General features: G+C 33.6%; 20 protein-coding genes. 9 read left to right on the forward strand and 11 right to left on the reverse strand.

From position 1 onward, the window contains the following. Positions 1-11 precede the first annotated feature (11 nt). The 5 genes from ACKWCD_RS00465 to ACKWCD_RS00485 all read left to right on the forward strand — a co-directional run bounded on the left by ACKWCD_RS00465 (position 12) and on the right by ACKWCD_RS00485 (position 7212). Positions 12-2423: a GumC family protein gene (locus tag ACKWCD_RS00465; protein ID WP_413981952.1), complete on the forward strand. Its 2412-nt coding sequence runs from the start codon at positions 12-14 to the stop codon at positions 2421-2423. Positions 2424-2442: 19 nt separating this feature from the next. After that, the gene (locus ACKWCD_RS00470; RefSeq protein WP_413981953.1) at positions 2443-3726 is read left to right on the forward strand and encodes an O-antigen ligase family protein; all 1284 of its coding nucleotides are present in this window, start codon (positions 2443-2445) and stop codon (positions 3724-3726) included. A 13-nt stretch (positions 3727-3739) separates the two neighbouring features. Next, positions 3740-4834 carry a glycosyltransferase family 4 protein gene (locus ACKWCD_RS00475; RefSeq protein WP_413981954.1) on the forward strand — a complete coding sequence of 365 codons (1095 nt, stop codon included), beginning with the start codon at positions 3740-3742 and terminating at the stop codon, positions 4832-4834. A 367-nt stretch (positions 4835-5201) separates the two neighbouring features. Further along, a complete protein-coding gene (locus ACKWCD_RS00480; protein WP_413981955.1) occupies positions 5202-6290 on the forward strand; it encodes an MBOAT family O-acyltransferase in 1089 nt (362 codons plus the stop codon). Positions 6291-6294: 4 nt separating this feature from the next. Then, positions 6295-7212, forward strand: a complete 918-nt coding sequence (locus tag ACKWCD_RS00485) for a hypothetical protein (RefSeq protein ID WP_413981956.1) — start codon at positions 6295-6297, stop codon at positions 7210-7212. Between the two features lie 112 nt (positions 7213-7324). Here ACKWCD_RS00485 and ACKWCD_RS00490 read toward each other — a convergent pair whose 3' ends face one another. The 5 genes from ACKWCD_RS00490 to ACKWCD_RS00510 all read right to left on the reverse strand — a co-directional run bounded on the left by ACKWCD_RS00490 (position 7325) and on the right by ACKWCD_RS00510 (position 12884). After that, a complete protein-coding gene (locus ACKWCD_RS00490; protein WP_413981957.1) occupies positions 7325-8476 on the reverse strand; it encodes an SGNH/GDSL hydrolase family protein in 1152 nt (383 codons plus the stop codon). Positions 8477-8531: 55 nt separating this feature from the next. Beyond that, the gene (locus tag ACKWCD_RS00495; RefSeq protein WP_413981958.1) at positions 8532-10391 is read right to left on the reverse strand and encodes a carbamoyltransferase family protein; all 1860 of its coding nucleotides are present in this window, start codon (positions 10389-10391) and stop codon (positions 8532-8534) included. Positions 10392-10408: 17 nt separating this feature from the next. Continuing rightward, on the reverse strand, positions 10409-10558 hold the full coding sequence (locus ACKWCD_RS00500) for a DUF5989 family protein (RefSeq protein ID WP_413981959.1): 150 nt from the start codon (positions 10556-10558) through the stop codon (positions 10409-10411). Positions 10559-10578: 20 nt separating this feature from the next. Next, positions 10579-10980: an SxtJ family membrane protein gene (locus ACKWCD_RS00505; RefSeq protein ID WP_413981960.1), complete on the reverse strand. Its 402-nt coding sequence runs from the start codon at positions 10978-10980 to the stop codon at positions 10579-10581. Positions 10981-11228: 248 nt separating this feature from the next. After that, positions 11229-12884, reverse strand: coding sequence for a glucosamine inositolphosphorylceramide transferase family protein (locus tag ACKWCD_RS00510; RefSeq protein WP_413981961.1), 1656 nt, complete (start codon positions 12882-12884; stop codon positions 11229-11231). A gap of 821 nt (positions 12885-13705) precedes the next feature. Here ACKWCD_RS00510 and ACKWCD_RS00515 point away from each other — a divergent pair. The 3 genes from ACKWCD_RS00515 (at position 13706) to wecB (ending at position 17546) form a co-directional block, all read left to right on the forward strand. Beyond that, on the forward strand, positions 13706-15124 hold the full coding sequence (locus tag ACKWCD_RS00515) for a lipopolysaccharide biosynthesis protein (RefSeq protein WP_413982997.1): 1419 nt from the start codon (positions 13706-13708) through the stop codon (positions 15122-15124). A gap of 258 nt (positions 15125-15382) precedes the next feature. Continuing rightward, positions 15383-16429 (forward strand): glycosyltransferase family protein, encoded by a 1047-nt coding sequence (locus ACKWCD_RS00520; RefSeq protein WP_413981962.1) that lies wholly within the window; start codon positions 15383-15385, stop codon positions 16427-16429. Beyond that, complete coding sequence (gene wecB / locus ACKWCD_RS00525) at positions 16419-17546, forward strand: non-hydrolyzing UDP-N-acetylglucosamine 2-epimerase (RefSeq protein WP_413981963.1); 1128 nt, start codon at positions 16419-16421, stop codon at positions 17544-17546. Before ACKWCD_RS00520 ends, wecB begins: the two co-directional genes overlap by 11 nt. Before the next feature lie 19 nt (positions 17547-17565). On the opposite strand, the gene ACKWCD_RS00530 is transcribed toward wecB, so the two are convergent. The 6 genes from ACKWCD_RS00530 to cysQ form a co-directional block, all read right to left on the reverse strand. After that, positions 17566-18342 carry a sulfotransferase family protein gene (locus ACKWCD_RS00530; protein WP_413981964.1) on the reverse strand — a complete coding sequence of 259 codons (777 nt, stop codon included), beginning with the start codon at positions 18340-18342 and terminating at the stop codon, positions 17566-17568. A 192-nt stretch (positions 18343-18534) separates the two neighbouring features. Continuing rightward, positions 18535-19791, reverse strand: coding sequence for a sulfate adenylyltransferase subunit 1 (locus ACKWCD_RS00535; protein ID WP_413981965.1), 1257 nt, complete (start codon positions 19789-19791; stop codon positions 18535-18537). A gap of 61 nt (positions 19792-19852) precedes the next feature. Beyond that, positions 19853-20758: a sulfate adenylyltransferase subunit CysD gene (cysD, locus tag ACKWCD_RS00540; RefSeq protein WP_413981966.1), complete on the reverse strand. Its 906-nt coding sequence runs from the start codon at positions 20756-20758 to the stop codon at positions 19853-19855. Between the two features lie 12 nt (positions 20759-20770). After that, a complete protein-coding gene (cysC, locus tag ACKWCD_RS00545) occupies positions 20771-21355 on the reverse strand; it encodes an adenylyl-sulfate kinase (protein WP_413981967.1) in 585 nt (194 codons plus the stop codon). Next, the gene (locus tag ACKWCD_RS00550; RefSeq protein WP_413981968.1) at positions 21348-21767 is read right to left on the reverse strand and encodes a DUF2061 domain-containing protein; all 420 of its coding nucleotides are present in this window, start codon (positions 21765-21767) and stop codon (positions 21348-21350) included. Before ACKWCD_RS00550 ends, cysC begins: the two co-directional genes overlap by 8 nt. Then, positions 21767-22564 carry a 3'(2'),5'-bisphosphate nucleotidase CysQ gene (gene cysQ, locus ACKWCD_RS00555; protein WP_413981969.1) on the reverse strand — a complete coding sequence of 266 codons (798 nt, stop codon included), beginning with the start codon at positions 22562-22564 and terminating at the stop codon, positions 21767-21769. Before cysQ ends, ACKWCD_RS00550 begins: the two co-directional genes overlap by 1 nt. A gap of 473 nt (positions 22565-23037) precedes the next feature. Between cysQ and ACKWCD_RS00560 the strand changes: the two genes are divergently transcribed. After that, a complete protein-coding gene (locus tag ACKWCD_RS00560) occupies positions 23038-24510 on the forward strand; it encodes a hypothetical protein (protein WP_413981970.1) in 1473 nt (490 codons plus the stop codon). Positions 24511-24930 lie beyond the last annotated feature (420 nt).

Genomic DNA, 24930 nt, shown 5'->3' on the forward strand with positions numbered 1-24930 from the left:
GATACTATTTGATGTCAAGCGAAAACACTAATAATAAAGATAATTTGTTCAGCCTTTTAGCGGACAAGTATATTCCTTTCTGGCCTTTGTTTTTAGGCCTTTTCTTGTTGGGACTGCTTGCCGCTTGGACGTTTTTGTTTTTCTCAACCCCTACCTATGAGGTCTCTGCTGCTTTAATAGTAAATGATGAGAAAAAAGGTGTAGACGATTCTAAAATAATTGAATCAATCGATGTTTTTACTTCTAAAAAAATTGTCGAGAACGAAGTCGAGGTACTCCACTCTAAAGAGTTAATAAACGAAGTCGTTAACGAATTGAATTTGTACTCCCAAGTATATGAAAACGGACTGTTTAAAGATAATGCCGTATATGATACTTCTCCAATTCACGTAAGACTAAAAGACCCAAAAGACACTAGGTATTATCAAAATGCTATTAAAAAGAGTTTTACTTTTGATGGTATAAAGGGCCTAGTGCGAATTGATGGTAAAAGTTACCCTGTTGATGAGTGGGTCAAGAACCCTCTAGGTGGTGATCATATCAAATTTATAAGCAACCCCAAGTTCGAAACTTCAACTGATAAAGAAAAATCATATTATTTTACCTTCACGCCGCCGAAATTAGTTTCTAATGGTATCTACACTAACCTATATGTGGGTTCTTCAAGCAAACTTTCTACAGTAGTTCGAATAAATTACGAAGACACTAGTACAAAGCGTGGTGAAGATATTGTGACTCAGCTCATACAATCATACATGCAAAAATCAACCAGTGAGCGAGATACTCTAGCAGCTAATACGCTTGCATTTGTAGATAATCGAATGGAACAGGTTGGTAGTGAACTAAAAGTAGTAGAGAAGGAGCTAGAATCCTACAAATCTTCAGAAGGCGTTGTTAATATTAGTAAACAAGGAAATCTCTATTTAGATAATGTAGGCAGTTACGACAGAAGGATAGGAGATATAGAACTGCAACTTACGGTTTTAAGAAAAGTAGAAAACTATGTGGTTTCAAAGAACAAAAAGGCAGGTATTGTTCCTTCTACATTAGGTATAAATGATCCCATACTTGCGCAACTTTTAGATAGACTTTACAATGCCGAATTGGAATATGAGGAACTCCGTAAAACTACAGCTGAGAATAACCCTATTCTAGTAGCAGTAAGAAATAAAATCAATCAAATACGACCTGGTATTTTAGAAAATGTAAATAGCCAAAAAGCCAATCTTAGAGCCAGTCTCGGAAATTTAAATTCTTCTAGTGGGAAATATAATTCGGCACTTCAAGTACTACCTGAACAAGAAAGAAGATTGGTTGAAATCACCCGAAAGAAAAAAAGTATAACAGAATTGTACGACTATTTAGCACAAAAAAGAGAAGAAACGGCTCTCTCATATGCACCTACCCAAGGTGATGCCAGAGTTATCGAAACGGCTGAGGCGTCTTTGAGACCAGTTAGTCCTAAAAAAACATTTGTCTTCGCGATTGCTCTTTTCCTCGCACTCGCACTAGGTATATTAATTGTTACGGGCAAAGAACTATTTTCCTCAAGAATTTTATTCCGATCTGATTTAGAACGTTATTCCAGACTTCCCATACTAGGAGAACTTGCATTTTTAGATAAGAAGGATGCGGAATTATTGGTTGACAATCATAAAGATGTTTTCATATTAGACCAGTTCAGACACCTTTTGTCATCCTTAGGTGTATACCAACGTTCAACAAAAATAAAAACGCTAATGATCACCTCAAGCATAGCAGGTGAAGGCAAGAGTTATGTAAGTGCGAATCTTGCGCAAACCATGGCTTTTTCTGGTAAAAAAGTTGTGTTGATCGATATGGATTTGAGAAACGCTTCTCTTACCACAATGTTCGACTTGGAAGACCGAGATGGGGTAAGTGATTTTTTATCGAATAAAGCAACTATAAAAACAGTGATTCATAAGTCGGACTGCGCCAATTTGTACATGATGCCCTGTGGCGAAAAAACTTTTGCATCATCTGAACTTTTGTCGAGCAGAAAACTTGAAGAACTTTTTGATACGTTGTATGGTACTTTCGATTACATCGTGATCGATACACCACCAGTAACTATGGTGTCTGATGCTGCCATAATAAGTGATTTTAGTGACAAAACACTTTTGGTAGTACGACATGATTACACTCCAAAACATATTGGAAAACGCATTGATGAGACCCTAAATAATAAAAATTTAAAAGACAGTAACATTGTATTTAATGGAGTAAAACAAAGAGGTATAGCAACCGAGAATTACGGATATGGTCATGGGTATGGGTATGATATTGTAAAACCGCAAAAATCAAATACCCTCCTCAAGGGAATAACCGATTTCTTCAAATTGGCACCAACCTTAGAGACCTTGAAAAAATTGACGCATATGATTCAACCTACTAAAAAGTAGTTGTTATAATACAAGTTTTATGCTTCAATATATCCTCGCTTTACTAACCATACTTACTTTCGGTTATTTTCTTTTTAGAAAACCAACTTTAGAAACATATGTTGTATTCATAGCCTTCGCATTACCCTTTATTGATACTAAGATACTACCCTTGGCCTACGGCCTAGTGAAAGTTTTTGATGTGATAACCGTCGTTTCACTGGTGTTTTTTTTTAAAGACTTTATCAGTTTTAGGGCATCCCAAAAGGGAAAAATTTATCTGGTTTTAGTGGTGCTATTTTGGGTATGCTTGGTACTAAGTAAAATGAATTCAGCATATCCTTTGAATAATCTTCATTTCATATACCAACCCTTCACTATTTTTATTTTTGCACGATTTCTTCTTATTTATTTGGAGGAAGAACCAGAGGCCTTCTATAAATTTATTTCGGCTTTTCAATTAAGTGTAATTGTTTTGGCAGGAATTGTATTTCTGCAACTGTTAGTAGGTCCTTTCTCTTACTCAGCAGATATAAGCGGTAATATTGTTAATGAAGATACGGGTCTTATTCGCTATCCTGGCCTTTTTCAAGATTCACAAATCTGTGGACAATTTTTGGCTATGGGAAGTTTTAGCTTACTCTATTTTAAACCTGATATCGAGCTTAAAAAGAAGAGACTCTATCTGTTATTTTTCGCCTTTATAACTATTGCCATTATTTTGGCAGCAAGTCGTTCTGCCTTGGGAGGATTTGGTATTGGCGTCATTCTACTTTTGTTGTTTCAGAATACTAGAACTAAGCTAATTGTAGGTTCATTAGGTATTGCACTTGGGCTTCTTGTATTTATTATACAACCGAAAGAAGGTGTTTTTAGTAGAACGGATTCCATTTCTGAAGATTATTTATTTCGCAAATCCATTTGGGAAGAGACCGGTGAAATAATTGATCAATACCCTTTACTGGGTATAGGTTTTGGCAATTTTCAGAAATACATCAAAATATATAAGCAAGATTTGTACCTGGAAAAATCTGGCGGAGAGTTCTATTATTTCAACCAACCTGAAAATGGGTATTTGAAAATTCTAGTCGAGCAAGGTTATCTCGGATTTTCCATTTTTCTGACTCTAATGGTGGTTCCAATATTGAAAGGTATTTTGAATGCCAAAGTAAAAAAAGAAATCATGTACTCCATAGCGGCAGTTTTGGCTTGGGCGGTGGCATTCAATACTAACTATTCACTTTTAGATTACCGAATTTTATTGGCAGTGGCCACATTTGTATGCTTAACAATATTTAATAATCAACCGAAAACAGCTGTATAGCTAACATCATTTTATGAAAGAGAAAATATTATTCGGAATGTCGCCTGCAACTCACCTGATTTTGGGCCTTGATGAACTGGCGGGTTTAGAAGAATTGGGTTATTCGTGCTCCCAGGTAACGTACTCTCGAGATAAATTGAATATTAGTACCATAAATAGAATGTATGGTGTTATACTAAACGCGTTTAAAGTTTTGGTTCAACTTTATAAAAAAAAGCCGGACATTCTATACCTAAATTCACGAATAAATGTTAATGGTAGCTTACGCGATTCCTTTTCCATATTTTTATTTCGCTACTTATATTTTCGTCCTTTGAAAATAATAATTAAATCGCATGGTTCAGATTTGAGTGTTTTTGAACGAAAATCTTTTATTTTCTCAAAACTTGTTATTCCCATTATTTGTTCAAAAGTTGATGCATGGCTGTTTTTGTCACAAGAAGAAGTTGCCACCTTCAACACCTATAAACCTGAATTAAAAAACAAGGCTTTTGTCACTTATAATATAATAGACCCCAAGCGCTCTGTGTATTCAGAAAGTTTTCAGCAAAAACACAATTTACCTAAAAATAAATTCAAATTTTTGTACGTGGGTCGCATGATTTATGAGAAAGGTGTTTTTGCTATTTTAGAGGCTATCGCAAAATTTCAAGAAAGAGAAAACTGTCTTTTTCTTATGGTAGGTGGCAATGATGAAGAACTTGAGAACGTGAAATTGAAAGTTGACAAATTGGGTATTTCAGACAACGTTCGATTTACCGGTTATATTAAAGAAGAAGAATGTGACCATTTTTATTCAAATATGGATGCTCTCGTTTTTCCATCACATGATGAAGGCTTTTCCATGACTTTATTCAAAGCTGTAGCAGCTGGTTTACCTGTAATTACTACTCAAATTAGAGCCGCAAAAGATCAACTCACAGCTCCAGACAATTGCTTATGGGTAGATGGTAAGTCGGGTGATTCTGTGGTATCTGCTTTGAGAGAACTATATAAAGATGAAATTCTTAGAAATTCAATGAGATCTAACAACATAAAGCTTGCAGAAAAGTTTGGCAGAGCTAAGGTATGCGAAAATATACATGCAATATTTCAAAAACTATCTTAGCATTAAAAAAATCAACAAATTTGTATGCTAAGATATGCTGTTTAATTCCTTCAATTTTTTACTTTTTTTTCCAACGGTATGTCTGTTATATTATATAATTAATAAGAGGTATAGATGGCTTCTTCTTCTAGTTGCTAGTTATTATTTCTATATGAATTGGCAGCCAATTTATGCCATTTTAATTTTCTTTTCGACAATAGTGACTTACCTATGCGCCTTTCAGGTTGAAAAGACGGAAAAAAAGTCTAGGAAGAAATTTTTTTTGGTCGCAAGTTTATTAATCAACTTATCAATTTTATTTCTTTTCAAATACTATAATTTTTTCAATACTTCCGTGTTTGGGCTTTTACAAGATTTTGGTTTAAGAATGGAGTTGCCGAGGTTTGACTATTTATTACCTGTTGGCATTTCTTTTTATACCTTTCAAGCCATAGGATACACCATAGACGTTTACCGAGGTGAAATTAAACATGAAAAACATTTTGGGGTGTACGCCTTGTTTGTTTCTTTTTTCCCCCAATTGGTTGCAGGTCCAATTGAAAGAGCCAAAAATCTATTGCCCCAATTTAAGACCTTTAAAAAATTTGACTACGAAAAGGCAGTAATGGGCATCAAATTAATGGTATGGGGGTTCTTTATGAAACTTGTAGTAGCTGACCGACTAGCTATATATGTCAACTCAGTCTACGGCAATGTAGACCACCACAGTTCAATTACGCTATTGACTGCAACTGTCTTTTTTGCAATACAGATTTATTGTGATTTTGCAGGTTATAGCAATATAGCTATAGGATGTGCTAAGATTATGGGTTTTGATTTAATGACCAATTTTAGAAGGCCTTATTTTGCCCAATCATGTGCAGAATTTTGGCAAAGGTGGCACATTTCATTATCTACATGGTTCAGAGATTACATCTACATTCCACTTGGTGGTAATCGGGTTAGTAAAAAAAGAAATTATGTCAATTTAATGGTAACCTTTTTGATAAGTGGACTTTGGCATGGTGCAAATTGGACGTACATAATTTGGGGTGGGCTAAATGGTCTTTATCAGATCACTTTTAAAATTTTGAGATTTAGTCCCAGTAAAAAGAGAATCAAACAAAGATCTTCCATTACTTACTTTTTCAATATTTTTTTGACCTTCGTATTGATTTGTTTTTCATGGATTTTTTTTAGAGCTGATAGTTTTTATCAAGCTTTAGAAATATTAAAAAGAATTGGAAATGAACACGGACCTATTTTTAGAGGAGATAATAGCTCTTTTGTGTATGGCGTTTTTGGTATTGTAGTATTGTTTTTAAAAGATGGTTTTGATGAATTTTTTCCTTCAAAAAAGTTGTTTTTTAGTAGTTCGCATCAAATAGTTAGAACGGTATCATATGCCGTTGTTGTTATATTGATTATGTTAATTGGTGTTTTTGATGGGGGGCAGTTCATTTATTTTCAATTTTAATAAAATGAAAAAAATTATATTACGTCTGATTTTGGGTTTAGTCATCATTACATTATTGGACTTTGTAATAGGCAGTACATTAAAACATTTTTACTTTAAACAAGATTCAGGATTCCAATATCGCACAACGCATTCTTTGAATTATGCAGAAGATAAAATAATGATTTTTGGATCTTCGAGAGCTAACCACCATTATGATCCTAAGGTTTTTGAATCTAAATTGAAGATGAGTAGTTATAATACCGGACGGGATGGAACTTATTTTTTTTATCAAACGGCTCTTTTAAAAACAATCCTAAAAAGACATCAACCGAAAGTAATAGTTTATGATTTCTTCGGAAGTTTTGAGTATTCCCAAAGCGACTATGATAGATTAGCTTCTTTATTACCCTATTACGAAGAACATGAAGAAATTCAGGAAGTTTTAGAACTTAAAGGACCATTTGAAAAATTCAAAACCTTTTCAAAAATCTACCCGTACAATTCTTTGTTATTCAATATAATTATGGGCAACATGGAATTTAACAAAGAAAAAAATAGTGATTTTCAGGGCTATGTTCCCTTATCTGAGGTTTGGAATAATCCAATACAGCCATTAAAAATTGCGAATGCTTATAAATTTGATTCTAACAAGCTAAAGGCTTTTCAAGAATTCATAGCGCTATGCAAAAGAAATGAGATTAAACTGTTTGTAGTCGTTTCTCCTGTGTTTTATGAATATGAATCTGATGTTTCAATAACTACATGCCAAAAAATATGTTTAGAACAGAATATCCCATTCTATGATTTCACTAAGAATGATGAATTTTTGAAAAAACCAGAGTGGTATGCTGATGTTTTACATTTAAATCAAAATGGGGCAAAAGAGTTTTCGGGTATATTGGCAGATTCATTAAAAGCGAATGTAGCTTATTTAAAATGATAAAAGTCATATGAGTATTCAGTTTGAAGGCCTGAAGATGCAATTTGAAAATGATTCAATAAGACTCTTTGAATTTATTTTGATGGCGCTTATTTTGCAACAGTAAACTGAACTAAGGCTTTTCTAAAAGTTCAGGGCTTGGAACACTATTGCCGGTATTTTTTGTAGCTATCTCCGAACTAGTTTTTAAATATGTTCTGATTTGTTTTGAAATAAAATCATGCCCATATTCATTCCAGTGTCCATCAAGTTCAGAATTGAATTGAATTTGATTTTTTTTATAATCATTGTTCATAGGCTGTGTTAAATCAAAATATTCAAAATTGTACTTTGAACAATGCTTTTCTAAAATTTCATTTAAAAATAAAATGGAAGAATTCTCTAATGTGTTATTGTAGATATCGTTCCTCGGTGCATCAATTACGAAAATTATTCTTTTACCAGGATTCTCTTCGTACAACTTAGCTAAAATGTAATCTACAGATTGTATAATGAGCCCTTTGTTTTCAATAGCTTTGGTAACCTCAATATTTGCATTGAATTTCTTTTGACCGTTATCTTTTTTTCCAAAATTTCTAATGGTTCTATCAATGTGTAAATTGATATAGAGATATCTAATGAAAGCACTCTTATTGAGCATTCTCTTTTTCCAGTTGTATTGCTTAAAAGACTTATTAGGTTTGGGTAAGTTTTCAGTTATTGTACTATCGTTTATGTTTAATGTCAACATATGTTTAACCTCTGGATTCAGTTCAGAAATGTTCTCATCAAAGTCATTATGTACTACATTAAATATAAATGTGTCAGGGTTAAAATGTTTCTTTATATATCTACTGTAATTTAGATATTCTGAGAGTGGGGCACCAGATTTCCCGAAACTATAAACATCATAGTTGGATTTTAATTCGTTTCGCAATAAAGAAGGATAAGATTTATCTACATCTACTTGATATGCTTCAATATAGGAGTCGCCAATTATTGCTATTAGGGGTTTTTCCCTTTGTGTTGTATAATCAATTGGTGAATTCCAACCGTAGTTATTTATTCTCCACTGACCCCGTTGTTGTGCTGCCTTTCCGATGGTAAATACGCCTTCCTTTTTTGAGTTCGTATCGAAGCGATAAATCAATTCTTTTTCATCAAAGAAATCCATAGGGGGGTCTGCAGCTGGAATAACCACCCTGAAAAATAGTTCAAGTAGTAGGAGGAGTACAATAAGCGTTGGGACTGTTATTCGAAAAAAATTCCTTAATGCTTTTTTCATATCTCTTCGTATTGAACATAAAAAAGTTCACTTTTACCGATACTAAAATGTTAGGTTAATCTAGTTTAAATTCTTCTTTCCAATTCGTATCGTTAATCAATTCTTTCTGCTGACTTTTGTCAAATAAGTAATTGCCAATTACTAGAAAATCCATTTCAGTTCGCATGAAACATCTAAACCCGTCATCTGGTGTACAAACAATTGGTTCTCCGCGAACGTTGAAGCTAGAATTAACCATCAAGCCATAACCAGTTTGATTTTTAAATTCATTTAGTAAGCTCCAATATCTAGGGTTGGTACCCTTACTCACGCTTTGTATTCTTGCCGAATTATCGATATGAGTTATTGCAGGTACATCTGATCGAAGATGATATAATCTATCATAAAGTTTCATTTCATTATAACCTTCTGGTTTAGGTTTTAACCTTTCCTCTTTTACAGGTATAACGTGCAACATATATGGTGAAGGACAGTCTATATCAAAATAATCTTGTACGTCTTCTTCTAATACCGATGGGGCAAAAGGCCTGAACCCTTCTCTATATTTGATTTTAAGATTCATTTTCTTTTGCATTTCAGGATTTCTTGCATCTCCAATAATACTTCTATTTCCTAAAGCCCTTGGTCCATATTCCATCCTGCCCTGAAACCATCCAACAACATTACCTTCGGCAATTTTTTCTGCAACAATTTTAGTCAATTCATTAAAATCTTCAAAGTATTCGTGCTGCGCATTATATTTTCTAATAACCCCTTTTGTTTCTTTTTCACCATATTCAGGACCTAAATAGGCACCTTTCATGGCGTCTGGCTTGTTATTTACAATTCTTTTTTCGCCTTTCCATAGATGATAGCCCAAATAAGCAGCACCTAAGGCCCCACCTGCATCACCAGCAGCTGGTTGTATCCATATTTCTTTAAATAATTTTGATGCTAATAATTTTCCATTTGCGACACTATTCAAAGCTACTCCACCAGCGAGTACTAAATAATCACTATTGGTAAGTTCTTTGGCTGTTTTAGCAAGTTTCAAAACTATTTCTTCGGTAATTTGTTGAATGGCCAATGCCATATTCATATATTCTTGAGAGATTTCTGACTCTGCATTTCTTGGTGGAAGTCCAAATAAGCTCGTCCACCTCTTATCATTAGTCATTTTAAGGCCCGTAGCGAAATTGAAATACTTCATATTGAGCAAAATAGATCCGTCTTCACGTATGTCAACCAGTTCACTTACTATTTTCTCTTTGAATTCTTTTGTCTGTGGGGCATCAGCATTTCCATATGGGGCTAATCCCATTAACTTATATTCGCCACTATTTACTCTAAAACCTGTGTAATATGTAAAAGCGGAATATAACAAACCTACTGAATGAGGAAATTGCAATTCTTTCTTCATTTCAATTCCGTTCTCCTTTCCATATCCAATAGTAGTGGTTGCCCACTCTCCAACACCATCAACCGTTAAGATAGCGGCTTCGGGGAAAGGTGAGGGATAATACGCACTAGCAGCATGAGATAAATGATGCTCAGGAAATAAAATCGGTATTTTTTTCTTCCCGAGATTATCTAGCTCATCTCTGAGCATCTTTTTCATAAAAAGTTTTTCCTTTATCCAAACAGGAACTGCCGACAAAAAACTAATTAAGCCTTTTGGAGCAAATGCGTGATAGGTCTCTAGTAGCCTTTCAAATTTTATGTAAGGCTTGTCATAAAAAGCAATAGCCGCCAGATCATCATAGTCTAATCCGGCTTCACTTAAAACATATTTTGCAGCATTTATTGGGAAAGCAGAATCATGTTTCTTTCTGGTAAAACGCTCTTCATGTGCGGCTGCTATAATTTCCCCATCAATAATAATTGCTGCTGCACTATCATGGTAATAGGCAGAGATACCTAAAATTGCTGTTGGCATACTTTAAGAATTAGTTTTTAAAATAATGTGTAAATAAATGGACCTATTGCCGAACTACTTGTAAGCACAATTAATACTCCGAACAGCAGTAACACAATAATGATTGGTAGCAACCAAAATTTCTTGCGAACTTTTAAAAATGACCATAAATCTCTTAAGAATTCCATGATTTAATATTTAGTTATTTTTAATAAGGCTTTTCAATGTCTTCTGATGAAAACGAATAATTACGCGTCTTCATTGCTGAATTAGTGCCTTTTTTGAATTCATTTAATTGTAATGAATCTTTACCTAAAAGTCTTCTAAAAATTCCAACGGGAATAACTAAAAGAATGTATACAATTGATAAAAGTATTTTTGATATAAAGGTTCCTAATAATTGCGTAAGTCCAAGCCAAACAACTGCCAATGGATAATAAATCATTGGGTAAGTCATATTGATAATCAGAACCGGAATTGCTATTTTATAAAAAAGAACATTTTTTGTGAAAAATCCAATCAACAGTAAAATAAGCACGGCAGCCATACCAGTATCGGAAGCTTGCTTTTCTGAAATTGTTTTTGGAAAATAATCCCACAGTTTTTTCATTTTATTTTTTTTTGAATAAATAATAGATATCTTTTTTATGCTAAAGAAATATCTTTCAAAACATCCTAATATCTATTTTTTGTAAAAGTAATTGTATTTAGAGAAATAGCGTATTCTAATCTTTCATTTACATTCAATGTTCGATAAAGTGATCTAAACTGTTAATAGTCAATAGATCTCCTCCTGTAGCCTTCCCAAAAAATGAAGCCTTACTGTAATCTTCTCATCATTTTTAGTGAAGGTCACTTTTATCTTTTTCTTCTATACGCCGCATCAATTACAAATAAACCATTTGATTGATGTAAATGATGCATAGCGACTAAACCTTTACGAAAATTGGGATACGCGGTTAGGATAGTTTTTTCTTCATATGTGTCGATAGATAACTTTTCTATTTTGTTTATATTCAGTGCACGTCCATAAGTACCATCAATATTTGCTTGTGAAGGCCTGTAAATTTCATTTTCATATTCAAATATAGCACCTCCATTTCTAGATACTTTAGAGTTAATAATAACCGGATTGTCTTTATGAGGTTCTAGATCTTTTAAATCTGAAGAGTGTACTTTATAAATATATAATTCACTAAACTCGGGAAAATCATAGCCGACTTGTTTATTAACGAACATCCATTTTGTGTTAGATTTATCGTTGTAGAAAAAAGCATCAACCACCTTTTCACCTTCAAATGCTGTTGTATACAGCTCCCACTGATCAGGAAATTTTTTGCATTTATATATTTCTAGACGATTATTATCACTGCATTCAGGCATAAGAAATATATCGTCATTTTCTTTGAAAATAAAAGGGTAAGATAAATGGTAGTCTTTATCCAATACATCAACTACATCTACTAATTCATTTTTGTGAATTTTACCACAAGATATTTTACCTTTAGCTGTGTCGTACTCATAATTTTCGAAAAACACATAATTATTATTTTCATGGTTGAATATGAATGGATCTGCCCAAAATTCATTTTTTGGTAGTTTAAGTGGTTTTAATCTGAATAAGGTCGAATTAAGAAAATCTCCCTTTCCAATAAAAAGAGTCCAACAATTATATCTGATTCCGAAAACTTTATGATTGATCTTTGCTATTACTTTGCCCAGAACTTTGGAATAAAAATGGAACAGATAACTTATTATTGCTCCTAGCTTGGGGATTTTGTAAAGTGGGTTGAAATAAACAAGTGATTTAGTTGGCGAGAATTCACCATTTTGTAATTTCTTAATATTCTTAAATAAAATAGAAACAGAAGCCTCAAAGATTAGCGTAGATGTTTGTACATATGACCAATGACGGTTAAAAAATGCCTTATCTATTACAAAACCACCATCTAATTCCGGTGTTAATTTTTGTAAAGTTACGCCAACTGAGGGTTGATTTAAAGCAACTTCCCAAAAACCAGGAGGTCCACCTCTGTTAATAGAATTATCTGCATGATGAAATGACCAAATACCATATTTTGAAGCTTGCAATATTTCGCCTCTGATGATATTAAATTCATGACGTAAAATAATGTCTAGATTGTATTTTTTAACTTTTTCAACATCATCTGAACCAAAAATGTCTAAAAAGCCCTTTCTTTCTGGTGTTACCTTTATTACACTAATTTTAGCCAATTGTTCTAAAATAGTAGTTTTATTAACCGATAACTTTTCTTTGAAAAATTTACTTTCAATTTTTCGTTGAAAAGCGAATAATAAGGTGCCAAGAATATTTTTAGATTTAATTAATTTTTTCAACCTATTCTTGAACGTATTTGGGCTATCCTCTCCTTCTCGACCATCTTGAATCAATAAAGCTATTTCAAGTGATGGGTCTTTTAGAATTCCTTCGACTATTCTTAATTCCCAGTTGGCTAGTGCTTCAAACTCTTTAATTAATATTCCAATTCTCATTTAACTTCTTCAACTTTTACTTTTGTTAGTGTAAATTGTCTTGTCCGAAAATGTATTGACCATTTCTTAGATTCTAGAAATAGTCGGCGACTCCATTATTGATTTATTTTTTCAAACAATAGTATTTGATATTTTGTTTAGTAGAATTTTTTGGAAGTTCTATGACCTGGGCTTTGGATTATCTGGATTAATTGTGCCACTTTTAATAAAGTTGTAATGATACAAAATTCTTGTTTGTTTCATGATATTTGGTCTTTCCTTTTCCTAAGTGATTTATTCTAAAGGTTTATTCTATAAATACTAACAACCGTATCGATTCTATAAATTTTCAAGAAAAATAAAGTATCTAGGTATTTTTTTAATCAACAGATAAACTATAGTTTCACTATTTATATTCATCTAGAGTTCATGTTTGGAACTTAGTATTAAGGCTTTTGTGGGCTAGAAAAGCTTTTTTGGCTATCTAGTAAACCTACAGAAACTAAAAAATGACAAAATTAGTATTCAAAATACAGAATTCGCAGGTAAAAAATTAACACTAGACGAGTTCATTTAGAAGAATAGCGCAATTGGTATCCTGCGTATAATTTTAAATAAATATATACGTTTTGCATATAATTGTTTTTATTACCATGTTTTATGGCAATAAGCGTGCTTATCAGATAAGCCGCCTATGATTTAATTATCTGATAAAGACCAAAATATTTGAGATATTATATATTTAAGATAATTAATTGCTATAGAATAATATTCAAACCATAACTGTTTTAGCATAAACCATGCAATCTTCAAATCATTAAACTTTTAAATACATTCAAATCATAAAAGTAAAATCACAGTTATACAGGAATAGTTTTTGGGGACTTGCTGGTTCATTAGTTCAGAACCTTTTTTTGAGCCTTTTTTTTATTTTACTTGCCCGTCATTATTCTACCGAAGATTGGTCAACATATTTAATAGCAACTAGTGTCTATCAGATGGTAGCAGCTATTTCTACTATGGGTTTAGGGCAATGGTTTATTCGTGAAGTAGTAAATACTGATGATAAAAATGCGCTAGTAGCACGGTTTCTAAAAATGCAAACCTATTTTGGTTTCTTTTTTTTTATAATCAATTTGATTATTGTCCTTGTTACTTATGATGATTTCACAATGCGATTACTTTCTTTTCTTTTTGCTTTCAATGTTGTCTTTGATAACATCATATATTCTATTAGAAATATCAATATTGCCCAGTTTGAACAAAAGAAAACAGTAGCAGTATTATCTATTGAGGCATGCGCTAAGTTTGTTCTCGCTTGCTTGGTGTACATTCTGCCAATTTCGGTGGTAACACTTGCCATATTACTCGTACTGTTACGATTGGTCACATTAAACTTATTTCTAAGGATAGGTGCTCCCGAGGGGATCAAATTAATGGGTTTTTGGAATGTAAAACTATCACTCAATAACATTATTGTAATAATAAAAGAATATTGGCCATTTGCCATCATAAGTAGTGCTTATATAGTGTACTGGAAAATATGCACCCTGATTATTTCAAAAAAGTTGCCCATAGAAGCTGTTGCCGATTTCGAAAACTCATTTAAAATATTTACGCTAGCACAATTAGTGCCGACAGTGGTTGCATCTACAGTTCTTCCAAGGATGGTAAGTCTTTTCAAAGAAGGAAAGATGGGTGAATTGCGAAAACTATATATGAATTTATTTTGGTTTTTTTGTATCTACGGTGTAGGAGCATATACGTTCATTCATTCTTTCGGCTTTGAGATAATACCGCTATTATTTTCTGAAAAATATGCTGAAACTGCTATTTATACCCAACAAATGTTTTTAACCATGTTGATTATGCCCACCACATTTTTACAAGCTCAGCTTTTGATTACAATGAAACTGGAAAAACTTGATATGTGGTTTAATGTAAAGAGATTATGCATAAACGTGCTCATCTGTTTAGTTGGTCTCTATTATATTAAATCGTTGTCAGTAGTTACTTATGCAATTTTTATTTCTTTTATCATATTACATATCTCTCAAGACATTACGCTTATTAAACGAAAAATGTTGACTGTTCTCGATGTAAGCAAATTCTTTGGGTTAATAGCGTTTCTAGTTCTCGGTTATTTTTGGTTATCAAAATTTTTGAATCCAATTATTCTTTTTTGCGCATTTTGGTTGGTTATAGGTACAGCTTACTACTTTTTAGTGGGAAAATCATTGTTGAATTTCAATAAAAAATAATATAAATAGACTGCGAGTACCAGTGATTTATCATTTTGAAATTTTTAATTGACCAAGTGTCCTTTATTTGTTGCGAATAATCTAATAATTTAAATATTTGCCAACACGAATATTAAATTTGACTTCAATTTTTAATGGTTACTTTACACTATAACAAATATCCAAACAGTTTTCACTTTAAATAAATCGAAATCATTGTTTTCAATCACATATTTTCAAATGGTAGAATTTGATTAATTCAAACGATAAATTTTTTACATGTCCAATTTAAAACCTAGCAGCCATATAAAATTTTATTTACCGAAGGATCAAATTAATGATGCTACATCATATTATATTGATTTAATTAAAAATGCATTTCTCGATTCAGACTTCAGAGTATCTACTTTTCACAAGAACGATTTTGAAATTAACAATTCCGATTATATAGTAGTAGTAAGTTCTTTGAATTTTCTTAATGTTTACCGACGCAACAGGAAAGCTAAGATAATTATGTGGTTTCAAGGATTAACCCCAGAAGAGAGTAAAATGATGAGAGGAAATAGTTTATCCTCAAAAATGCGTTTTTTGGCTTATAATTGGATGGAACGAAAGACAATTCATAATAGCTACTTCAATTTTTTCGTATCTGATAGGATGCAAAGACATTACAGCGAAAAATACAAGTACTATGGGGATAATTTCTTGATCATACCATGCTATAATAAAGGACTTAATAAAGAATATTTTACCTCAAAAATAAAACCGGAATCAAGCTTCGTTTATGCCGGAGGGATTTTTCCATGGCAATGTTTTACGGAAACCGCACATATCTTTAGAGAAATTGAGAAAAAGAACCCTGACGCTCTGTTGACGGTACTAACAAAAGACCAGGAAAAAGCTGAAAAAGTGATTAAAGCTGAAGGCGTATTAAATTATAAGATTAAATATGTAAGCCTAGAAGAAGTTATGGGTGAACTGGGTAAACATAAGTATGGATTTTTACTCAGAGAAGATAATATAGTCAATAACTGTGCTACCCCTACCAAGATGAACACCTATTTGTCGGCAGGTCTAATACCAATTCATACGTATGCAATTGATGCATTTAATGAGCATATTAATTTAGATGGATTTGAAATCAAAGGAAATTTAGAAAGTGAAAAAACCAAATTAGCAGAAGAGATACTATTGCATGACAATATTCAAATCGATTATAATACCTATTATGATGTTTGTCATTCAAATTTTAAAGAGTATTTTGATGATACCTATCATATTGAGAGGATCAAATCTGAACTAATATCAAGAATAAATGCAAATTAAAAACCTCATTATTTTCGGTACTCGGCCAGAGGCAATTAAAATGGCACCTTTGGTTAAGGAGTTTTTAAAAAACCCGAGTTTTGAAACCAAAGTGTGTGTTACCGCTCAACACCGTGAAATGTTAGATCAAGTGTTAGACTTTTTTGATATAAAGCCTGATTACGATTTAAATCTTATGAAACCGGGACAGAATCTTTATGGACTAACCGCTGATATCATAACTGGTTTAAAACCCGTTCTTGAAGAGTTTCAACCTGATTACGCATATGTTCACGGTGATACCACAACTACAATGGGCGCTAGTATTGCTTCCTTTTATGCAGGGGCAAAGGTATGCCATGTAGAAGCAGGTCTGCGAACTTTCGATAAGAAGTCACCCTTTCCTGAAGAAATCAATAGAACGATTACAGGTCGTATTGCAGATTATCATTTTGCTCCTACGCAAACATCATATAACAATTTAATTCGAGAGAATATATCCGATAAAGATATTTTAATAACAGGAAATACGGTTATAGATGCCTTATTGGAAAGTGTCAAAAGAGTTGATACATTGGAAAATTCGGAGATAGAGAATTTAAAAAGGCAGATTGATTTGACTAAGCGATTGATTTTAGTTACTGGTCACAGACGTGAAAATCATGGGGAAGGGTTTATAAACATTTGCTCAGCCTTAAAAGAAATAGGAGAGTTTACCAACAATGTTCAGATAATATATCCAGTACATCTAAACCCTAAAGTTCAAAAACCGGTTTACGAAATTCTTGGTAATAATGATAATATTAAATTGATAGCGCCTCTTGCTTATCCATCATTCGTATGGTTAATGAACAAGTGTGATTTGGTAATTACTGATAGCGGGGGCGTTCAAGAAGAAGCTCCCAGCCTTGGTAAACCAGTTCTTGTTATGCGAAATACCACCGAGCGACCAGAGGCAGTTGAAGCGGGAACTGTAGTTTTGGTAGGAACAGACAAAGAGAAAATTGTTAAGGAAACTTTGAGTTTATTAGGTAATGATGAGCTGTATAATAGAATGAGCAAACTCCATAATCCTTATGGAGACGGTGAAGCGTGTAAGCGGATTGTTCAATTCATTAGTGAGTTAGCATCCAAGTAATCACCAATTTTAAGCTCAGTTACATCCTTTTATTAAGCCGTAAACTTGGATATTTTTCAAAATCTAGCAAGCTATAGCCAAATTCATTGACGGCATTTTCATACAGCTCAATACTTTTTTTCTTTCTACTTTTCTTAAGGAATTGCCAAGCTTTATCCTCATTCCAGAGATCAAAATATTTGCCATTGAAATTCTTGAAATTATTTACGAATGGTATTTCAGTTCCTAAAAAGCCTTCAATTTCTTTGATAACTTTATCAGGAGAATGAACCATCTCTTCATAACTTAAATAAATCTCTTTGTTAATTTGCTTTCGGTCGTTTTGATATATTTGGTGGGCAGTAATCCAATGTTTAATCAAATTATCGATAGGGGTTTTACTCCATTTTTTAGTTGCTAAAGAGACCGCAATGGGATGTCGTGAAATTGTAATAAAATAAGCATCAGGAAATAATTCTTGAAAAAAACGCATCCTTATCAAATTTGGTGGAGATTTTTCCACCCAAATAGACTTCTCTTTGTCCCAATATTTGCCCCATTCTTTTAGTAGTATTTCCTTGTTTTCAGGAGTGATTAAATTACTATTTTCATCTAATCTTGATTTTTCATTAAATGCGAATTTACCAGGTCCTCCGAAATCCATATCTGGCGGAAAAACACTTTGCAGATGCTGACCCTCATCTTCAAATATTCCAGTATCATGAAAACCTGATATATTTTTTGAACCTGCAAGGGTCTTATGTAAAATAGAAGTTCCACTTCTATGTAAGCCACAAATAAAAACTAGTTTCTGCATCTCTGTTGTAAATTTTACATATGAAACTTAAATCTCTAATTCGAAATAGAGATTTAAGAAATAAAATTGCTAAATCAATATGTTGTTAAGCGAAAATTTAGCTCCCTTATTGTGCTAATTCGAAAACAAATACAATAAAAAGTGTATTGAAGTGACTATTTTTTAGGTATGAAATAAGGAAGTTTTTTTGAATTAAACAATCATACCAGCGGCTACAGTTTCATTTGTTCCTTCATCTACAAGTATAATACTTCCGGTAACTCTATTCTCACGATATGAATCAACCATTAAAGGCTTGGTAGTTCGAATTCTCACTTTACAAATATCGTTCATGCCAATTTCATTATCATCTGTTTTACGAGCAAGTGTATTAATATCTATTTTATAGATAATCTCTTTAATCATTGCTTTTTGCTCGTTTGAGGTATGTCTAATACTGTATTTAGCTCTCGGCTTAGCAGGGCTATTGTTCAACCAGCATAACATAACTTCTAAATCTTGCAATCCTTCTGGTTGATTATTTGACCTGACTATCATATCACCTCGACTTATATCAATATCATCTTCTAAAGTAATCGAAACGGACATTGGGGCGAAGGCTTCCTTAAGTTCTCCTGAGGGGCCGTCAATTGATTTAATAACAGAAGTGAAACCAGATGGCATTACGGTAATCTGATCACCTTTTCGAAGCACACCACTTGCCATTCGACCAGCATAGCCTCTATAGTCTATAAAACCTTCACGTTGCGGTCGCAGCACCGTTTGGACAGGGAAACGGGCATCAACCTTATTGATATCACTACTAATGTGCATCGTTTCTAAGGTATGAAGTAAAGGTCCACCTTGATACCAGGGCATGTTTTCTGATCTGTGAACTACATTATCGCCCTTTAAAGCACTAATAGGAATAAATCGGATATCTGTAATCAATAACTTCGAAGAAAATTCTTCAAACTGCTTCAAAATTTTATTATACGTTTCTTCTTGAAAATCTACCAAGTCCATTTTGTTGATACATACGATAACATGTGGAATTCGAAGTAGAGATGCTATAAACGCATGCCGTTTCGTTTGCTCAATAACACCATGACGAGCGTCTACCAATATGATTGCGGCATTGGCAGTAGAGGCACCCGTAACCATATTTCTGGTATATTGAATATGCCCGGGAGTATCGGCAATAATAAACTTTCTCTTGGGAGTTGTAAAATAGCGGTATGCGACATCTATTGTGATACCTTGTTCGCGTTCATCTCTTAATCCGTCAGTGAATAGTGCCAAGTCAACACCATCATGACCTTTTTGTTTACTGGTACTTTCAATAGCTTCAAGTTGATCTTCAAAAATTGATTTTGAATCATACAAAAGCCTACCAATTAAAGTACTCTTGCCGTCATCGACACTTCCTGCAGTAGTAAATCGTAAGAGTTGATTATTTGTTATTTCCATTTTGGGAATTTGAAATTGCTGTTAAATCTCATCAAGATGAGCGTATTATTTTTTTTTGATCTTAAAAATACCCTTGCTTTTTTCGATCTTCCATTGCGGTCTCTGAGCGTTTATCATCAGTTCTATTGCCTCTTTCGGTTTGTCGCATTGATGATACTTCTTGTACAATCTTCTCAAGTGTATCTGCGTCTGATTCGATTCCGCCGGTAATAGTAATATCACCCAAAGTTCGAAATCTAATTTTTTTAGAAACTATTTCTTCATCTTTATCCAAGACTAAGAATTCTGAATTCGGAATCCATGAATTGCTTCGCCACACTACTTCTCTTTGATGAGCCAAGTAGAGCGATGGAATTGCTATATTCTCTCTTTTTATGTAGTTCCAAACATCCATCTCCGTCCAGTTACTAATTGGAAAAGCGCGAAAGTGCTCTCCCTCTTGATATTTACCATTGAAAATATTCCATAATTCTGGTCGTTGATTTTTCGGATCCCATTGACCAAAATCGTCGCGATGGGAAAAGAATCGCTCTTTAGCACGTGCCTTTTCTTCATCTCTTCTTCCTCCTCCAATTGCACAATCAATTTTGTTTTCTTCTATAGCATCCAATAAAGTTGTTATTTGAAGCGCATTACGCGTTGCATTTTTACCTTTTTCCTCTGCAACTCTTCCTTGATCAATAGACTCCTGAACTAAACCCACAATTAAACGTGCATCTAACGCTGCAACTAGATCGTCACGAAATTGTATCGTTTCAGGAAAGTTGTGTCCAGTATCTACATGCATAAGTGCAAAAGGAATTTTAGAGGGATAAAATGCCTTTTTTGCTAAGTGAGTTATTAGAATTGAATCTTTTCCTCCAGAGAACATGATCACCGGGTTTTGAAACTGTGCCCAAACCTCTCTTAAGATGAAGATAGCTTCAGATTCTAATTCATCTAAATAATTTAAATAGTATTTGCTCATGTTGTGAGAATCTTAAATTTTATTTTTAATTTTTTCGATGATTAGATTAACCGCTTCATCTATCGTATGGTGTTCAGTTAATTCAATATCAGGTTGTTCAGGCATTTCATAAGGTGCGGAAATACCAGTCATATTTTTGATTTCTCCCTTGCGTGCCTTTTCGTAAAGGCCTTTAACATCTCTCTTTTCACATACTTCTAGACTGGTATTGACGAAAACTTCTATGTAATTGTCATTTCCTACGGTATCTTTTATTGAAAGTCTGTCCTTTTTATAAGGAGCAACAAAAGCGGCTAGTACTACAATTCCAGCATCAATAAAGAGTTTGGCAATTTCTGCTATACGTCGATTGTTCTCTGATCTATCTTCCGGACTAAAAGAAAGTCCCTTATTTATCCCTTTTCGAATGTTATCACCATCAAGGGCATAGGTTTTTATGTTTTTTTCGAAAAGCCTTTGTTCAAGTGCGTTGGCAATGGTAGATTTTCCAGAACCAGACAATCCTGTAAAGAAAATAAGAAAAGAGTTATGCCCATTTGCTTTTCTTCTTTCTTCTCTACTAATCTTGTATGTATGTGCGACAATATTTTTATCCATTTGATTTTCTAGTTCTTTCGGATAATCCAAAATTTATCTTATACCAAGTTCGCTCGTGAAGATAGTATAATATCATTTTTGTTATTACTTCCAATCCACCTATTTTCAATCCTGTCAGCGGGTTTCCAGAAATTAACCATGATAGTAGAATTGTATCCAAAGTACCTATTACACGCCATGATATGGTTTTGATTAGATGCCTTTTCCGGCTTTCCTGTATTTTAACCTTAAACCAAATCCTTTCATGTATATAATAGAGCACAAGTTTAGTAATAACCTCAGAAAAACCAATTTTCAAACCTGTTAAAGGATTTCCAGTAATCAACCATGATAGTAAAATTGTATCTAAAGTACCTACTGCTCGCCATGTAAAGGTTTTTGCAAGGTGTCTTTTATATGAAACTTCGCTCATTAGCTGCTTACTAGGAAATAGGGGTTTAAAAGATTTTCTTTGTTATAATTTACTTCTTCTTGAGTGTCTTGTGAGATTACTTTCAAACCAACTGCTGAACAAATGGCATGCCCTGCCGCGGTATCCCATTCCATAGTCGGTGCAAATCTGGGATACACATCAGCTTTACCCTCTGCCACCAAACAGAATTTTAATGAACTTCCTTTTGAAACAATTTCAACTTCTTCATACTTCTTCTTCAAATCGTCAATGAAATTCGTTGTTTCTTGATTCATATGTGATCGACTTCCAACAACACGTGCCTTACTCTTACTTTTAGTCATATGTAAAATACGATCAGTTCCTTTACATAGTTCTTGAGGAATGTTTTGATTTTCATCTAAAACCGATTTAAAAGCCTTTTTCTCCGTTACATCTGCATAATATAATTCTCTAGTTACAGGCACATAAATAACGCCGAAAACTGGGATTCCTGATTTACAAAGAGCAATGTTTACAGTAAACTCACCATTTCTTTTTATGAACTCTTTTGTTCCGTCTAAGGGATCAACAATCCAACAAGTTGCCCATTCTTTTCGAATTGAAAAATCCAATTGCTTATTCTCCTCACTTATGATAGGAATCGTGGTTTGTTCTAAGATCTCTATGATTTTTGCGTTTGCAGCACTGTCCGCCATTGTAAGAGGCGAATCATCTCCTTTGAAATCGACATGAATCTCTTCTTGGCTGTAAATTTTCAATATCTCCTTACCGCCTTCAATCGCAGCCTGAATAGCTGTTTGGTATATTGTTTTCATAGGGACTTCTTATTTTTATTCAAATTAAAACAAAGGTTTTTTTTAGAATATTTAAAAAACTTGTTTTTGAATATTATCAATCGAATTTAAATAAGAGAGCTAAAGTAATTTCTTTTACAAAAGAATTGAAATTAAACCTTAAAAAAACGATTAAAATCAAGAAGTATGGTTCAATAGTTACACATCAAACAATACAAAAAGGCTAGGGCTCCCTTATTCTCTTATCGGAAAAACCTTTCTTTTAAGAATTAATAAGAATACTATTATCTATATTTTTTAATTTGAACACTTTTCAAAAAGAAAAAATAGATTTTGTTATCAAAAGTGAAAGAGTTCTTTGTTTTTATGGTTCAATACCAATTAAATATCGATATTATAAGGGTGTAAGTCGAAAAAAAATAACAAACGGCAATATTTCAGTAAATTTGCAAGTTGAATTAGTAGGTTACGAGACCTGACTATATGAAAAAGCTATGAAAAGTCCCTTTATAATTTTTTTAGTGCTTCTATATACAAATTTGATTTCAGCCCAAATTAAAATTGGTAATAATCCTCAAACACTTGACCCAACATCATTATTAGAGTTAGAAAGCGATTCTAAAGTATTGGTTATAAGTAGAATGTCGGAGGATGAAATATTAGATCTTACCCCTTTACAAGGAGCGATGGTTTATAATACGGATGCCTCTTGTATATTTTACTATGATGGTACGAATTGGAATAATTTGTGCGCTGGCAGCAATACAGGTAGTATCGCTTGGGGGGAAATAACTGGTACACTATCCGACCAAGCAGAGTTGGCTGCCGAATTTGAGAATTACGTAAACCTTACCACAAACCAATCAATTGCAGGCGAAAAAACGCTTACAGAAAAATTAACCGTAAATACAGGAACAACAACAGACCAAATAGCTGAGTTTTTGGGCCGTGTTAAAGGAGAGGCTGGTACAGCCCCAGAAGACTTTGTAACAAAAGCGCAACTAGACGCATCTGGGGGTGGGGGTGGAGCTACTTGGGGCTCTATTACAGGTCCTTTGTCTAGTCAAATGGATTTAGCTGCTGAATTTGATAATTTTGTAGATCTCACGAATGCCCAAACGATAGCTGGAGAAAAAACACTTACCGAAAAATTCACAGTAGACGCAGGCACACCAGCTGATCAAGTTGCCGAATTTCTTGGTCGTGTAAAAGGTGAACAAGGTACAGCACCTGAAGATTTTGTAACAAAAGCCCAACTAGACGCATCTGGGGGTGGGGGTGGAACTACTTGGGGCTCTATTACGGGTCCTTTGTCTAGTCAAATGGATTTAGCTGCTGAATTTGATAACTATGTAGATCTCACGAATGCCCAAACAATAGCAGGAGAAAAAACACTTATCGAAAAATTTACAGTAGACACGGGTACACCAGCTGATCAAGTTGCCGAATTTCTAGGTCGGGTAAAAGGAGAGAATGGTTCTGCAGATGAAGATTTTGTCACAAGACAACAGTTGAATGCAGTTCAGGCAACGGGTGCTTCTGGAACACCAGGATCAATCTTCTTCGCTGGAGCCACTACAGGAATTACTGAAAACAATACGCAACTTTTCTGGGATAATTCCCTAAATCAACTTCGCGTTGGTGGGAACGTACCCTTTACTGGCTCAACGAATTCCACCCTAAACATTCAAGGATCGGTCTCAAAACCTATTGCATTTAATACTAATGGATTAGATGAGACACATCATACCGTTATCATGAATCAGGGAGAAGGTACAACTATAAACATGTTCTTACCAGCCCCTAGCACATGTCTTGGCAGAGTGTATATCATTAAGAAAAAACCTCTCATAGATATTACAATTCAAGGGGGCTACTTAGATGCTGATTCCAACCTTACAAATGTGATGAATGGGAACATTTTACAGCTACAAAGCAACGGTTTTAGATGGGAGCAAATCAACTAGCCGAAGTGCTCACCAAACCTCAATCTACAGAACGTCAATAGATTCTATTTAAATATACCCATATTTTGATTCAAATTAAAAATGAAATTTCCGAATCTAATTCAAGCAGTTAATCGATAGTTTTATACGCTAAGCGATAAAAAAGTAAACCTTCATCAACATCGATACCGTAAACACCTTAAAATACTAAGTTCAACGGTTTTTTTAGGGAACTAACCAGCAATCATGTAATTTTGCCTATTACTTTAACTATTTATCACCATTCAATATGATTATCAATAATGACCATGAATACGATTTTTCAATTTAGTTTAAGGAGAAGATATCATAGCTAGTAAAGCGAATCAACCCCAAACCGATAATTCAATGGTTTTTAAAGATCTAGATACAGAACAATTTTAAAAGGCATTTCTTTAGCAA

The sequence above is a fragment of the Maribacter taeanensis genome, assembly GCF_047345145.1.
In the GTDB taxonomy this organism is placed as follows: Bacteria; Bacteroidota; Bacteroidia; order Flavobacteriales; family Flavobacteriaceae; genus Maribacter_C.

What these genes read in the sequence shown, in the direction of transcription:
- ACKWCD_RS00465 (WP_413981952.1), top strand. Translation starts at nt 12, where the DNA reads ATGTCAAGCGAAAACACTAATAATAAAGATAATTTGTTCAGCCTTTTA.
- ACKWCD_RS00470 (WP_413981953.1), top strand. Translation starts at nt 2,443, where the DNA reads ATGCTTCAATATATCCTCGCTTTACTAACCATACTTACTTTCGGTTAT.
- ACKWCD_RS00475 (WP_413981954.1), top strand. Translation starts at nt 3,740, where the DNA reads ATGAAAGAGAAAATATTATTCGGAATGTCGCCTGCAACTCACCTGATT.
- ACKWCD_RS00480 (WP_413981955.1), top strand. Translation starts at nt 5,202, where the DNA reads ATGGAGTTGCCGAGGTTTGACTATTTATTACCTGTTGGCATTTCTTTT.
- ACKWCD_RS00485 (WP_413981956.1), top strand. Translation starts at nt 6,295, where the DNA reads ATGAAAAAAATTATATTACGTCTGATTTTGGGTTTAGTCATCATTACA.
- ACKWCD_RS00490 (WP_413981957.1), bottom strand. Translation starts at nt 8,476, where the DNA reads ATGAAAAAAGCATTAAGGAATTTTTTTCGAATAACAGTCCCAACGCTT.
- ACKWCD_RS00495 (WP_413981958.1), bottom strand. Translation starts at nt 10,391, where the DNA reads ATGCCAACAGCAATTTTAGGTATCTCTGCCTATTACCATGATAGTGCA.
- ACKWCD_RS00500 (WP_413981959.1), bottom strand. Translation starts at nt 10,558, where the DNA reads ATGGAATTCTTAAGAGATTTATGGTCATTTTTAAAAGTTCGCAAGAAA.
- ACKWCD_RS00505 (WP_413981960.1), bottom strand. Translation starts at nt 10,980, where the DNA reads ATGAAAAAACTGTGGGATTATTTTCCAAAAACAATTTCAGAAAAGCAA.
- ACKWCD_RS00510 (WP_413981961.1), bottom strand. Translation starts at nt 12,884, where the DNA reads ATGAGAATTGGAATATTAATTAAAGAGTTTGAAGCACTAGCCAACTGG.
- ACKWCD_RS00520 (WP_413981962.1), top strand. Translation starts at nt 15,383, where the DNA reads ATGTCCAATTTAAAACCTAGCAGCCATATAAAATTTTATTTACCGAAG.
- wecB (WP_413981963.1), top strand. Translation starts at nt 16,419, where the DNA reads ATGCAAATTAAAAACCTCATTATTTTCGGTACTCGGCCAGAGGCAATT.
- ACKWCD_RS00530 (WP_413981964.1), bottom strand. Translation starts at nt 18,342, where the DNA reads ATGCAGAAACTAGTTTTTATTTGTGGCTTACATAGAAGTGGAACTTCT.
- ACKWCD_RS00535 (WP_413981965.1), bottom strand. Translation starts at nt 19,791, where the DNA reads ATGGAAATAACAAATAATCAACTCTTACGATTTACTACTGCAGGAAGT.
- cysD (WP_413981966.1), bottom strand. Translation starts at nt 20,758, where the DNA reads ATGAGCAAATACTATTTAAATTATTTAGATGAATTAGAATCTGAAGCT.
- cysC (WP_413981967.1), bottom strand. Translation starts at nt 21,355, where the DNA reads ATGGATAAAAATATTGTCGCACATACATACAAGATTAGTAGAGAAGAA.
- ACKWCD_RS00550 (WP_413981968.1), bottom strand. Translation starts at nt 21,767, where the DNA reads ATGAGCGAAGTTTCATATAAAAGACACCTTGCAAAAACCTTTACATGG.
- cysQ (WP_413981969.1), bottom strand. Translation starts at nt 22,564, where the DNA reads ATGAAAACAATATACCAAACAGCTATTCAGGCTGCGATTGAAGGCGGT.
- ACKWCD_RS00560 (WP_413981970.1), top strand. Translation starts at nt 23,038, where the DNA reads ATGAAAAGTCCCTTTATAATTTTTTTAGTGCTTCTATATACAAATTTG.